Annotated in this window: 13 protein-coding genes and 1 tRNA gene (1 of these 14 only partly in view); 8 read left to right on the top strand and 6 right to left on the bottom strand. The window is 71.4% G+C overall.

The features are described 5' to 3' along the window. Window positions 1-1,023, top strand: the 3' portion of a protein-coding gene (locus ACP2AD_RS04515; RefSeq protein ID WP_425228900.1) for a lipopolysaccharide biosynthesis protein. It extends 453 nt beyond the left edge of the window; the window shows 1,023 of its 1,476 coding nt (coding positions 454-1,476); its start codon lies off the left edge, out of view; the stop codon is at window positions 1,021-1,023. Window positions 1,024-1,029: 6 nt separating this feature from the next. On the opposite strand, the gene ACP2AD_RS04510 is transcribed toward ACP2AD_RS04515, so the two are convergent. From ACP2AD_RS04510 to hisS, 5 genes are all read right to left on the bottom strand, one after another. Further along, window positions 1,030-1,461: a CBS domain-containing protein gene (locus tag ACP2AD_RS04510; protein WP_425228899.1), complete on the bottom strand. Its 432-nt coding sequence runs from the start codon at window positions 1,459-1,461 to the stop codon at window positions 1,030-1,032. Window positions 1,462-1,590: 129 nt separating this feature from the next. Continuing rightward, window positions 1,591-2,502, bottom strand: coding sequence for a DUF4167 domain-containing protein (locus ACP2AD_RS04505; RefSeq protein WP_425228898.1), 912 nt, complete (start codon window positions 2,500-2,502; stop codon window positions 1,591-1,593). A 256-nt stretch (window positions 2,503-2,758) separates the two neighbouring features. Next, window positions 2,759-3,613 (bottom strand): peptide chain release factor N(5)-glutamine methyltransferase, encoded by an 855-nt coding sequence (gene prmC / locus ACP2AD_RS04500; RefSeq protein ID WP_425228897.1) that lies wholly within the window; start codon window positions 3,611-3,613, stop codon window positions 2,759-2,761. Window positions 3,614-3,692: 79 nt separating this feature from the next. Beyond that, on the bottom strand, window positions 3,693-4,769 hold the full coding sequence (gene prfA / locus ACP2AD_RS04495; RefSeq protein ID WP_425228896.1) for a peptide chain release factor 1: 1,077 nt from the start codon (window positions 4,767-4,769) through the stop codon (window positions 3,693-3,695). 166 nt (window positions 4,770-4,935) lie between these two features. Then, window positions 4,936-6,195 carry a histidine--tRNA ligase gene (gene hisS / locus ACP2AD_RS04490; RefSeq protein ID WP_425228895.1) on the bottom strand — a complete coding sequence of 420 codons (1,260 nt, stop codon included), beginning with the start codon at window positions 6,193-6,195 and terminating at the stop codon, window positions 4,936-4,938. Window positions 6,196-6,334: 139 nt separating this feature from the next. Here hisS and infA point away from each other — a divergent pair, with 139 nt between their 5' ends. The 7 genes from infA to ACP2AD_RS04455 all read left to right on the top strand — a co-directional run bounded on the left by infA (window position 6,335) and on the right by ACP2AD_RS04455 (window position 12,242). Continuing rightward, on the top strand, window positions 6,335-6,580 hold the full coding sequence (infA, locus tag ACP2AD_RS04485; RefSeq protein ID WP_425228894.1) for a translation initiation factor IF-1: 246 nt from the start codon (window positions 6,335-6,337) through the stop codon (window positions 6,578-6,580). A gap of 54 nt (window positions 6,581-6,634) precedes the next feature. Beyond that, window positions 6,635-7,207 carry a Maf family protein gene (locus ACP2AD_RS04480; protein WP_425228893.1) on the top strand — a complete coding sequence of 191 codons (573 nt, stop codon included), beginning with the start codon at window positions 6,635-6,637 and terminating at the stop codon, window positions 7,205-7,207. After that, a complete protein-coding gene (locus ACP2AD_RS04475; protein ID WP_425228892.1) occupies window positions 7,200-8,132 on the top strand; it encodes a ribonuclease E/G in 933 nt (310 codons plus the stop codon). The genes ACP2AD_RS04480 and ACP2AD_RS04475 overlap by 8 nt, the downstream gene beginning before the upstream one ends. Further along, complete coding sequence (locus ACP2AD_RS04470; protein ID WP_425228891.1) at window positions 8,132-8,311, top strand: DNA gyrase inhibitor YacG; 180 nt, start codon at window positions 8,132-8,134, stop codon at window positions 8,309-8,311. The genes ACP2AD_RS04475 and ACP2AD_RS04470 overlap by 1 nt, the downstream gene beginning before the upstream one ends. A 29-nt stretch (window positions 8,312-8,340) precedes the next feature. Further along, window positions 8,341-8,412: transfer RNA gene (locus tag ACP2AD_RS04465), tRNA-Phe, on the top strand. A 268-nt stretch (window positions 8,413-8,680) separates the two neighbouring features. Next, on the top strand, window positions 8,681-11,164 hold the full coding sequence (locus tag ACP2AD_RS04460; protein WP_425228890.1) for a DegT/DnrJ/EryC1/StrS family aminotransferase: 2,484 nt from the start codon (window positions 8,681-8,683) through the stop codon (window positions 11,162-11,164). A 4-nt stretch (window positions 11,165-11,168) separates the two neighbouring features. Further along, a complete protein-coding gene (locus tag ACP2AD_RS04455) occupies window positions 11,169-12,242 on the top strand; it encodes a glycosyltransferase family 2 protein (RefSeq protein ID WP_425228889.1) in 1,074 nt (357 codons plus the stop codon). Here ACP2AD_RS04455 and ACP2AD_RS04450 read toward each other — a convergent pair. Beyond that, a complete protein-coding gene (locus ACP2AD_RS04450; protein WP_425228888.1) occupies window positions 12,229-12,447 on the bottom strand; it encodes a hypothetical protein in 219 nt (72 codons plus the stop codon). The genes ACP2AD_RS04455 and ACP2AD_RS04450 overlap by 14 nt on opposite strands. Window positions 12,448-12,452: the final 5 nt, after the last annotated feature.

Below are 12,452 nucleotides of genomic sequence, written 5' to 3'. Positions count from 1 at the left end.
ATGGATTTCGCCAAGCAGGCGCGGGTCAACATCTGCGCCTCGATCGCAGGCGCCGGCGCGGCGCTCGGCGGGGCGCTGGCCGGGTGGGGCGTGTGGACGCTGGTGTGGGCGCCGCTGGTGCTGTTCGGCGCGCGCGCGATCGGCATGACGCTGGCCGCGCGCTCGCTGGTCTGGCCCAGTTTCCGGTTCGGCGGCGCGGGCGCGCTGGCGCGCTATGGCGGCATGGTGACGCTGGCGCAGTTCTTTTGGTTCGGCCAGACCCAGGCCGACGTGATGATCGCGGGGCGCCATTTCGACGCGCACGGGGTCGGCCTCTACACCACCGCGCTGTTCCTGACGCAGATTTTCCAGAACAAGGTCGTGCCGCCGCTCAACGAGGTGGCCTTTTCCGCCTATGCGCGGATGCAGGGTGAGGCTGGGGCGGTCGGCGCCGCCTTTCTGCGCTCGACGGGTGCGATCATGGCGGCGGCGCTGCCCATCTATCTCGGCATGGCGGCGAGCGCGGATGCGCTGGTGCGGTTTGCGCTTGGCGACCATTGGGTCGGCGCGGTGCCGCTGGTCCGCCTGCTCGGCTGCGCGATGCCGTTCATGACGCTCTATGTCGTGATGCCGCCGGCGAGCGATGCGATCGGGCGGCCGGGGATCGGCGTGCGCGCCTCGATGGGCGGCGCTATCCTGCTCCCGATCGCCTATCTGGTCGGCGTTCGCTGGGGGCTGACCGGGCTGGCCGCGGCTTGGCTGACGACCTACCCGCTGCTGGTGATCGTCCTCGCGCGCGGGGTGCTGCCGGCAATCGGGGTGAGCGCGGGGGCGTTGGCCGCGGCCGTCGCGCCAGCCCTGCGCGCGGCTCTGGTCATGGCCGCGGCGGTCGCGGCGCTCGATGCGCTGCTGCCGCCGTTGCCGCCGGGCGTGAAGCTGGTCTTGCTCGCGAGCGCGGGCGCGGCGATCTACGCCGGGTGGTTGCTCGCCTTTGCGCGCGGCACGGTGGACGAACTGCGCGCGCTGGTCCGCCGCCGCGCCTGACCCCGATCAGGCCGACTGAATATAGTCGCGCATCGCCGCGGCGTCCGCTTCGATCCGATCGATGCGGTGCTTGACCAGATCACCGATGGAGATGAACCCGGCCAGTCGATCGCCCTCGACCACGGGCAGGTGACGGATGCGCCGCCTCGTCATCAGCGACAGCGCGCCGATCACGGGCTGGTCGGGCGGAACACTGATCGCCGGCGTGGTCATCATGTCGGCGACGACCGCGTCCAGCGCCGCCACCCCGTGCGCGTGGACGCAGTAGATCACGTCGCGTTCCGAAAACACGCCCGCGACATGGCCGTCCCGGTCGAGCACCGGCACCGCGCCGATCCGCTCGGTCGCCAGTAGCGCCACCGCGTCGCGCACCGTCATGTCCGGCGCCACGGATATGATCCGCTCGCCCTTGTCCTTGAGGATGGCCGCGATCGTCATCGGCTGCGCTCTCCCGATCCCCCCTTGGGCCGGGAGTGTGTCACAATCACGCGGCGACGGGAAGCCGGACATGCAAAGGCCTCCCCAGCGCATCGCAGCATCGGCCTCTACGCCGGCCGATGGCTGCGGCTATTCCGCAGCGTCCGGCGTGGTCTCGTCCGCCGTCCGCAACCGGCGGCGGCGCGGCTTGGCTTCAACCGGCGCTTCGTCATTGGCGGCGAGCGTCAGCGACCCGGACAGCGACGGCGGCAGCAGGTCGGCGGCCAGCCCGTCGCCGCTGGCGACTTCCTCGCGCCGCGGCCGGCCGCGACGGCGCACCGGCGGATCGAGCGGCCGATCGGCGTCCACCGCCTCCTCGGCGCGCGCTTCCAGCGACTCACCCGCCTGCATCGGCTCCGCCCGCCGCTGACCCGCAACCTCGACCGGCTGCTGACCTGTTCCATTGCCGTCGGGCCGGCGGTCGCGCCATTCGCCGTTGCGCGGGCGTGGCGCCTCGTCGCGGCCGAAGTCCCGGTTGCCGTCCCGATCGCGGCGGAACTCGCGCGCGCCGTTTTCGCGCCCGCCGTCGCGATTACCGTCACGCGGCCGCGCGTCGCCGTTGCCGCCGGCATTCCCGTCGCGATAACGATCCTCGCGCGGAGGCCGCCCATCGCTGCCATCACGGCGTGGTTCGTCGCGGTCGCCGAACTGTTCGCTGCCGCGGATCGGATCGCCCTCGTCGGCATATTCCTCTTCGCCATCGTAATCGAACTCGTCGCGCCCGCGCCGCGGCTGCTGCTGGTCCTCGAACCGGCCGCGCTGCTCGCTCAATACGCGGAAATAATGGTCCGCGAACTGGAGGTAATATTCGGTGTTGACCCGATCGCCCGCGCGCTGCGCGTCGGCGGCCATGTTCTTGTATTTCTCGTAGAGCTGGGTCGCATTGCCGCGCGCGCGGCTGTCGATGCGGCTGCCGTTACCCTGCTGCCCGCCGCCCTGACGCCCGCTATTGTTACCGCCCCCACGGCCGCGACGGCGGCCGGCCTGCCGATTGTTGATCAAGCTATTCGTCCTCGTGCCTAAAACCAGAAACGGCCTTGCTCCGGATGGTTGCGGTGCAATCCCTTCCGCGCCGGTCAGAGGACCGGCTGCGAAGCGTCACGGCCGCGTGATCGATGGAGCGGCGGTGTCACGAAAGGTGCGGGCTTTCCCCCGGGATCAACGACATCCGCGCGTTGACAGCATCGGCCCGTAGCGGGGCAATAGCGGCGGAAGCCACGTTCCTTCAAGTGAAATGTGGGCCGCGGTGTCGCTTTGTTCAAGTCGTGGCCACAACGCAACGGTCGCGCCCGCCAAGATCGCGGAAAAGCGTCGTGCGCAGCCCCGCCGCCGCGACCAACGCCGTCACCGCCCCGGCCTGGGTATGACCAATCTCCATACAGGCCGCACCGCCCGGCGCGAGGACGTGCGGCAGCTGCGGCACAAGGATCCGATAGGCGTCGAGCCCGTCGTTTCCTGCGAACAGCGCCTCCGCCGGCTCAAAGCCGCTGACCTCGGGCGGCAGCGCCTCGCTTGACGCGATGTAGGGCGGGTTGACGAGGATCAGATCGTAACACTCGCCGATACCCGCCGCCCAGTCGCCACGCCGCAGTGTCGCCCGCCCCCCCATCCCCAGCGCCGCCGCGTTGCGTTCGGCGTAGCGGAGCGCCCGCGCGGAGGCGTCGACCCCCAGCCCTGTTGCCTGCGGCCACTCGGCCAGCGCAGCGAACAGCAGCGTCCCTGGCCCGGCGCCGAGGTCTAGGATGCGCTGCGGCCCGGCCGTCCCCGCAAAATGCTTCACCGCCGCCTCGATCAGCGTCTCGCTGTCGGGCCGCGGGATCAGCACCCCCGCCCCGACCGCAAGATCGATCGTCCAAAAGGCGCGCGTGCCTGTGATGTAGGCGACGGGCTCGTGCGCGGCGCGGCGCTCGACCAGCGCGGCGAAGGACGGCGGCACGTTGCGATCCGGGTCGAGGAGCAGCTGCTCGCGGCTGATGCCGAGCGCATGGGCGAGGAGGATTTCGGCGTCGAGGCGGGGGGTAGGGGAGAAACCGAACCGCGCTGCCGCCCTTCTAAGCTCCTCCCGGGAACGGTGAGGGGGACCAGCCGCCGGCTGGTGGAGGGGGCTTGCCACTGGCGATGCGGCGGTTGGAGGGACCCCTCCACAACCGGCGCTGCGCGTCGGCGGTCCCGCTCCCCGTCCTGGGGAGGATTTAAGAGTCAAGGGACGCCAGCCGCTCCGCCTCGTCCTCCGCCACCAGCGCGCCGATCAGCTCGTTCAGGTCGCCCTCCAGCACCTCGGGCAGCTTGTGCAGTGTCAGGTTGATGCGGTGGTCGGTGACGCGCCCCTGCGGGAAATTGTACGTCCTGATCCGCTCCGACCGGTCGCCCGAGCCGACCATCGACTTGCGCGACCCCGCCCGCGCCGCCGCCAGCCGCTCGCGCTCGGCATCGTAGAGCCGCGAGCGCAGCACCTTCATCGCCTTGGCCCGGTTCTTGATCTGGCTGCGCTCGTCTTGCTGGATGACGATGGTGCCGGTCGGCAGGTGCGTGATCCGCACCGCGGAGTCGGTGGTGTTGACCCCCTGCCCGCCCGGCCCCGACGCGCGATAGATGTCGACGCGCAGGTCCTTGTCGTCGATCTGCAGGTCGACCTCCTCCGCCTCGGGCAGCACCGCCACCGTCGCCGCGGAGGTGTGGATGCGGCCCTGCGATTCGGTAGCGGGGACGCGCTGGACGCGGTGGACGCCGCTCTCGAACTTCAGCTTGGCGAAGACGCCCCTGCCTTCGACGCCGGCGACAACCTCCTTGAACCCGCCCGCTTCGGACGAGGAGGCGGAGATCAGCTCGATCCGCCAGCCCTGTCCTTCGGCGAACTTCTGGTACATGCGGAACAGATCGCCCGCGAACAGCGCCGCCTCGTCGCCGCCGGTGCCGGCGCGAATCTCCAGCATCGCCGCGCGCTCGTCGGCGGCGTCGCGCGGCAGCAGGGCCAGCGCGAGCCGCCGGTCGGCGGCCTCCAGCTTCGCCTTGTTGTCGTGCAGCTCGTCGGCCGCCATCGCGCGCAGCTCGTCGTCCTCGGCGTCCGCGGCCATATAGGCGAGCGATTCCGCCTCCTGCCGCAGCCGCCGCACCTCGGTCGCGGCCTCGGCGACCGGCTCAAGCTCGGCATATTCCTTGGAGACCTGGACGAAGCGGTCGCCCGGCAGGTCGCCCGACGCCATCTGCGCCGCCAGCTCGTCGCGGCGCGCTTCGATCTGCAGGATGCGGGCGGGGGAGATGGTGGTCACTTCTTGCTCCTCCCCGGCACGGGGAGGTGGCAGCGCGCAGCGCTGACGGAGGGGGCAGGCCGCAAGCGACGCTCCCAGTCGAGAGCCCCCTCCACCACTCGGCTACGCCGAGCGGTCCCCCTCCCCGTCCCGGGGAGGAGTACGGCGCGGTCGGCCGAAGGTCGGATCAATTCAGCGTCTCTTCTGAAGTGTTCAGGAGGTGCTGCATGATTGATCCGTCTCCACTGAGCGCCTTGCATGATGTGACGATCTTACCCTCGCTCATGCGCAGCGACACAAGCTCCCCCGGTTGAAGCTTCATCGCCTTGTCATAGCGCTTCCGGGGTGAACCGGTCACAACCGAGTCCGCAGGGAAGCCCATTTTTCGGACTTCACCAACTGTGCGAATAGCCGCTTCTATGGTTAGATTGTCTTCGGCGACGACTACCACATCGATACGCTCCGCCCTCGGCTCCTTCACCAGCATCGCCAACCGCTCCACCCCCGCGGCCCAGCCAACCCCCGGCGTCTCCGGGCCGCCCAGGCTCCCGATCAGCCCATCGTACCTGCCCCCCGCTAGCACCGTGCCCTGCGCGCCCAGCCGGTCGGTGACGAACTCGAACGCGGTATGCCGGTAATAGTCGAGCCCGCGCACCAGCCGCGGGTTGCGCGTCCACTTGACTCCAGCCGCGTCCAGCCCCGCCGTCACCGCCTCGAAGAACGCCCGCGCGTCCGCGGTCAGGAAGGCGTCGATGTCGGGCGCGGAGTCCGCCGCCGGCCGGTCGCGCGGGTCTTTCGAATCCAGGATGCGCAGCGGGTTCTTCTCCAGCCGCGCGAGGCTCTCCTCGCTCAGCTCGCCGCGCCGCGCCTCGAAATGCGCCACCAGCGCCGCGCGCCATGCATCGCGCGTCTCCGCATCGCCGAGTGTGTTGAGCTCGAGTGTCACGCCCTCGATGCCCAGCTCCGCCAGCAGCTGATCCGCCAGCGCCAGCAGCTCCACGTCCGCCGCGGGCTCGGCCACGCCGATTACCTCGGCGTCGATCTGGTGGAACTGCCGGAACCGCCCCTTCTGCGGCCGCTCGTAGCGAAACACCGGGCCACTGATCGTCAGCTTCATGGGCGCGTGCTGCTGCCAGCCATTGCCGATATAGGCCCGCGCGATCCCGGCAGTGAACTCCGGCCGCAGCGTGATCGAGTCCCCGCCCTTGTCGGCGAACGTATACATCTCCTTCGACACCACGTCGGTCGTCTCGCCGATCGAGCGCGCGAACACCTCCGTCGCCTCGAACACCGGCACCTCGACCCGCTGGAAGCAATACAGCCGCCGCACCCGCTCGAACGTGTCGAGGACGTGCGCGAAGCGGCGCTGCTCCTCGCCGAAGATGTCCTGCGTGCCGCGGACGCGCTGGGGAGTCTGCACGCGCGGCGTGCGGGGTGTCTCAGCCATAAAGCGGCGCTCCTTAGGCGAGGCCGCGGCTTGCGGCAACGCCGCGGCTTCCCCACCTCCGGGCGACGGGGAAGCGCTGCTTCCCTTTCCGCGCCCGAGCCGCTATGGGCCGCGCGCCCTTTCAACCCAGAGGTTTTGTTTGGCCAAGGAAGAACTGCTCGAGATGCGCGGCCGTGTGGTGGAGTTGCTCCCCAACGCGATGTTCCGCGTCCAGCTGGAGAACAACCACGAGATCCTCGGCCATACCGCCGGCAAGATGCGCAAGAACCGCATCCGCGTGCTGACCGGGGATGAGGTGCTGGTCGAGCTGACGCCGTATGACCTCACCAAGGGGCGCATCACCTATCGCTTCATGCCCGGCCGTGGCGGGCCGGGGCCGGCATAGCCGATCCTGTGCGGGGATGCTGCGATGCAGTGTCCTGCTTGACGGGCGACGACCTTGGCTGATCTCGTCCTCGCCTCCTCCTCGCCGCGCCGTCTCGCGCTGCTGCAGCGTCTCGGCGTCGAGCCCGCCCGCATCGTCGCGCCCGCGATCGACGAAAGCTGGCGCAAGGGCGAGCTCCCCCACGCCTATGCGCTGCGCCTCGCCATCGCGAAGGCAGAAGCGGTCATGCGCGGGCCGGATGAGGTAATCCTCGCCGGCGACACCGCGATCGCGCTCGGCCGCCGCATCCTGCCCCCCGCCGACACCGAAACCGTCCAGCGCGACCTGCTCGCGAAATTATCCGGCCGCCGCCATCACGTCTTGTCCGCGCTCTGCGTGATCGACGCGACGGGGCGAATGCGCGCGCGGCTGTCCGACACCATCGTTGCGTTCAAGCAGCTGACCCCGGCCGCGATCGACGCCTATGTCGCGTCCGGCGAAGGGCTGGGCAAGGCGGGCGGCTATGCGGTGCAGGGCTATGCCGAGGCGTGGGTCCGCTTCCTGGCCGGATCGCATTCCGGCGTGATCGGCCTGCCGCTGTTCGAGGCGCGCGCGCTGCTCAAGGCGGCGGGGCTGTCGCTTGCCTGAGTGGCTGTACGAGGCCGGCATCGGCGAGGCGCGCGCCGCGCTGATCGAGGACGGGCGGATCGTCGCGGCCGCGATCGAGCTTGACGATGGCGGGTTGCGCATCGGCCACGTCGCCCATGCCCGGCTGATCGACCGCACCACCGGCCTGGTCCGGCTTGACGGCGGCGAGGAGGCGATGCTGACCGGCCCTGCCGGGGTGCCGGAGGGCGGCGCGCTGACGGTGGCGATCACGCGCGAGGCGATCCCGGAGCAGGGCCGCCGCAAGCTGCCGCGCGTGGTGATGACGGACGCTGACCCCGCCCCCGGCCCGACGCTGTTCGACCGCCTCGGCGCGACCGGCCACGCTATCCGCCGCCCCGCCGCGCACGAACCGGACCTGCTCGAATCCGCCGGCTGGTCCGAGCTGCTGGAGGAGGCGGCGACCGGTGTCATCGCCTTTTCCGGCGGCGTGCTGCTGATGACGCCGACGCCCGCCATGACGCTGTTCGACGTCGACGGCGGCCCGCCGCTCGATCAGCTCGCGCTTGCCGCCGCCACGGCGGTCGCGCAGGCGATCAGGCGGCACGGCATCGGCGGGTCGATCGGCGTCGACTTCCCGACGCTGACCGGCAAGGCGCCGCGCCAGGCGGTCGCCGCCGCGATCGACGCGGCCCTGCCCCAACCCTTCGAACGCACCGCGGTCAACGGCTTCGGCTTCTTCCAGATCGTCCGCCCGCGTCCGCGCGCCAGCCTGCCGGAGCTGCTCCGCGCCGATCCGGCCGGTGCGCAGGCGCGCGCGGCGCTGCGCCGCCTGGAGCGCGAGCCCGGGCCGGCGCGCCCGCACCGCCTGCCAACCGCCGTCCTCGCCCGGCTGCAGGCGAACCCCTCCTGGACTGCCGACCTCGCCCGCCGCACCGGCGCCGTCCCCCAACTCGAAAGCGCCTGATGCCCGCCCCCACCTGCCCCGTCTGCGACAGGCCCGCCACCGCCGGGCACACGCCCTTCTGCTCGCAGGGCTGCCGCGACCGCGACCTGCTGAAGTGGCTCGACGAAGGCTATCGCGTTCCCGTCGGCCAGCACGAGGACCCCGAAGACGGGCTGGACAGCCCGCTTGGGCGTCAGTAAGGCGCGCGCTTCCGGCCGGCGGTCGGGATGCCCGGGTAGCTCAGTGGTAGAGCAGACGACTGAAAATCGTCGTGTCGGTGGTTCGACTCCGCCCCTGGGCACCTCGCCGGCTGGCCGGACGTAGCGAAGCTGCGCGCGGACCCAGCGAAGGCCGGCCGGCAGGTCGTGAAGCGAACCCGTCCGGCCACGCGGCTTCGCCGCGGCGCTACCGATCACCGATCCGTTCCACCCGCCGCGGCAAAGCCGCGTCGTCGAACCTCGGCGTTGCCGAGGCCGGCCGGGCTGGGCGGTCTCGTGTGCAGCGCTGCTACGCACGTGCCGCCTGCGCCATAAACCCGATTTTAGCACCCCGGTCGTTACGGAACCGGCATGCCGCCGCTGCCGCTCGTCGCCCCCAATCCGCCGCGCTTCAGCGAACTCGGCGAGGCGCTGGCGCGTGTGGAGGCGTCCGGCACCTTTTCCAACAACGGCCCCGAAGTCCGCGCGTTCGAGGCGGAAGCGACCGCCCAGCTCTGGGGCGGACGCGGCGCCACCCTGGCGGTCGCCAACGCGACGCTGGGCTTGATGATCGCGCTGAAGGACGCCGCTCCCGACGGCGGCTATTGCGTGATGCCCGCGCTCACCTTCGCCGCGACGGCGCAGGCGGCATTGTGGGCCGGGCTGACGCCGCTCATCGTCGACATCGACCCGGACGACTGGTCGGCGGCGGCGAACGCGGAGGAAGCCGCGCTGCGCACCCACGGGGCCGGCGTCACCGCGCTGCTGCCCTATGCGACGTTCGGCAATGCGATCGATCTCGACCGTTATGTCGACTGGCAGCGGCAATATCGCGTCGGCGTGGTGATCGACGCCGCCTCGTCACTCGGTACCCTCGACAATGACGGACGCGGCTTCGGCGCTGCGGCGCCGTTCGCCGTGGTCGGCTCGATGCACGCCACCAAGACCTTTGCCGTCGCCGAAGGCGGGCTGATCCACGCAGGCGATGCCGGCCTCATCCACCGCCTGCGCGCGATGGCCAATTTCGGGTTCGAAGCCGGGCGCATCGCAACGCTGCCCGGCATCAATGCGAAATTTCCCGAAGTGCTCGCCGTCGCCGCGCGCGCCAAGCTGGCCGAGATCGAGACGGTCGCGGACGGACGTGCCGCCGTCGAAGCGACCTACCGCGCGACGCTCGGCGGTCGCTTCCAGCTGCAGCGCGGCGATGGCCGCCGCCGCGCCATGCAGTTCATGCCCGTGCTTCTCCCCGCGCATCTTGCTTCCCGCCGCGACGCAATCGTCGCACGGCTGGCCGAGCAAGGCATCGGCACCGGCGCCTATTTCTCGCCGCACCTGGCCGAACAGCCGCTGTTCCGCCGTAGCGCGCTGATCGAGCCGACCCCCATCGCCGATGCGGTCGCCGCGCGAATCCTGTCGCTGCCCATTACCGACCGCATGACCAGCGCCGACGCTGGGCGGGTCGCCGAGGCATTGGATGCGGCCTGCACCGCGCTCGACCGCCATCCGCGTGCCGCCGTGCAATCCGGTCCGGCGGTCGCCTCCGTCGTCATCGTCGGCGGCGGTCCGGCGGGAACGGCGCTGCTGACCGCCGCCTCTAAACGCGGGCTGTTGCCGGCGCTGGCGCGCGACATGGTGCTGGTCGAGCGTGACGCGGGCGTCGGCGGCGGACGGCTCGGCCGTTACGCGATCACCTCCGATTCAACCGCGGAGACCTTCCTGACCGCGGTGCGTGATAATCCGCATCCGGAACTCGCCGCATTGGTCGACCACCCCGCCGGGCGCGCCGTGGTGGCCCATGCCGGCAACAGCATGGTGACCGGCGGTGTGCCGTTGGTCGAGGTTGGGCCACTGCTGCGCGCCGCGGGCGAGCGGCTGGCCGACCTTGCCCGCACGCACGGCGCCACGATCGCGACGGGCACGGAGGCGCTCGGCGCACGCCGCGACCGCGATGGACTGTGGACGGTCCGCCTGCGCCGCGACGATGGGAACGTCACCGAACAGCGCACCCGGACGCTGGTCATCGCGACCGGCGGCCATCAGCCGCTTGATCGCCTCGCTACCCAACGAATCGCCGGTGCGCCGCTGGTCGAACTGGCGGGCGATCGCCTGCTCCAGTCCGACGCCGTCCTGTCGCTTGGCGGGTTCGATAAGATTGCCGGCCTGCTCGCCGCCCGCCGTAGCCCGCGCATCGCGGTGATCGGCGGCTCGACCAGCGCGCTGACCACGATCGCGCTGCTGCTCAAGGGCCGGCCCGCCCTCGCGCTGGGCGCGGGCGCGATCACGCTGCTCCACCGCCGCCCGCTGCGCCCCTTCTACCCCTCGGTCGAGGCGGCGCGCGCCGAAGGCTTTACCGATTTCGGGCCGCAGGACATCTGCCCCGTCTCCGGCTTCGTCTATCGGCTCGCCGGGTTCCGGCTGGAAGCGCGCGAGCTGGTGCTGCGGATGCTGGCAGTCGACGCCCGCGCGCCTGACCCGCGCGTCGCGACGCATCGGATCGCGGGCGAGGACGATGCGACCGCCCGCGCCGCGATCGCCGACGCCGACCTGGTCGTCGCCGCGCTCGGCTATCGCCCGCACGCGCTGCCGCTGACCGGGGTCAACGGCCGCCGCCTTGCGCTCGCCGCCGACGCAGGCAAGCCGATGGTCGACCGCCACTGCCGCGTCATGGCGAGCAACGGCCAGCCGCTGCCGGGGGTGTTCGGCATCGGTCTCGCCGCCGGCTTCGTCCCATGGGGCGCGCTGGGCGGCGAGGTGAGCTTCAGCGGCCAGGCCAACGGGCTGTGGCTGTGGCAGAACGATGTCGGCACGATGATCGTCGATCAGCTGCTCGGCGAAAGCGCGCGCGCCGCCGCGTGAAGCCATGACCACGGGCCCCGTCGTCAGCGTCATCATCCCCGCTTATGGCGGCGCGCCATGGCTGCCAGCGACGCTGCGCAGCCTTCAGGTACAGACACTGACCGGCTGGGAGGCGATCGTAGTCGACGATTGCTCCCCTGACGACGGCGCGGCGATCGTCGCGGCGTGGCCCGACCCCCGCGTCCGCCTGATCCGAATGCCCGCGAACGGCGGCCCGGTTCGCGCGCGCAACCACGGCCTGGCGCACGCTCGCGGCAGATACATCGCCGGACTCGACCAGGACGACCTCTGCCGGCCGGACCGCCTCGCTCGGCAGGTCGCCTATCTGGAGCGCCATCCCGGCATCGCCTTGCTCGGCACGGCCGTCGAATGCCTGACCGGCGAAGCGGTCACCCCCTCCGCTTACGCGCCCGCGACCACGCCCGGGCTGATCGAATGGCTGTTGCAGATCGAGAACCCGCTCGCCTGGTCCAGCGTGATGGTCTGCGGCGAGGTCGCGCGCGCGCTGGACCCGTTCACCCGGCCCGAGCTATTGTACGCGGAAGATTTCGACCTTTACGGCCGCGTCCTGCCGTTCGGCGGCGTTGCGCGGCTGGACCGGCCGTTGCTTCTCTACCGCCAGCATCCCGGCGGGGCGTCGAAGCGTTTTGCCGAGACGATGTGCGCCAGCGCCGCGCGCGTCCTCACCGAGCGTCACGCGGCGCTAGGCGACGGCGCCGCGCGGGCCGCCGCGCTGCTGGTCCGGCACAATATGGACGGTGAGCCCGTCCCCGACCGCGCGACGCTGGTCGAACTGGGCGACCTGCTCGGCGCGTTGCAGGCGGCGTTCCTGCGGCGACACGACCTTGACGCCGCGAGCCGTCGCCTGATCCGCTGGGAAACGGCGCAGCGCTGGTCGCGGATCGGCCGGGCGGGACTGCGCGCCGGGACGCTGACGCTGGCCGATGTGCTCGCCGTCCGGCCGCAGCATCTGGGGCTGGGCTATGCCGGGGCGGAGGCGCTGGCGATGGCAGGGCTGGTCGGCGGCGGCCGCCGCGCCGGCCGGCTCCTCGCGCGTCGCGGCGTCAGCCGAGCCTGAACCCCGCCCGGCTGCGCTCGCCGTCGTCGCCGCGCTCACGTCCCGCCAGCACGTTCGCCAGCTCGTCAAGGCTGTGCGGGACGTCGAGCGTGGCGTTGCCGAGGTGGAGCCGGCTGCCGCCGTCGACCGGCACCGCGTGGCTGAGCTTGTCGATGTCGACCAGCGCCTGGCCGTCGGGCAGGGTCTCGATCTGAACGAAGCGCATGACGA

It is taken from the genome of Sphingomonas sp. (genome assembly GCF_965248875.1).
Classification (GTDB): Bacteria; Pseudomonadota; Alphaproteobacteria; order Sphingomonadales; family Sphingomonadaceae; genus Sphingomonas.
This window is presented reverse-complemented; position numbering and strand designations above follow the sequence as displayed.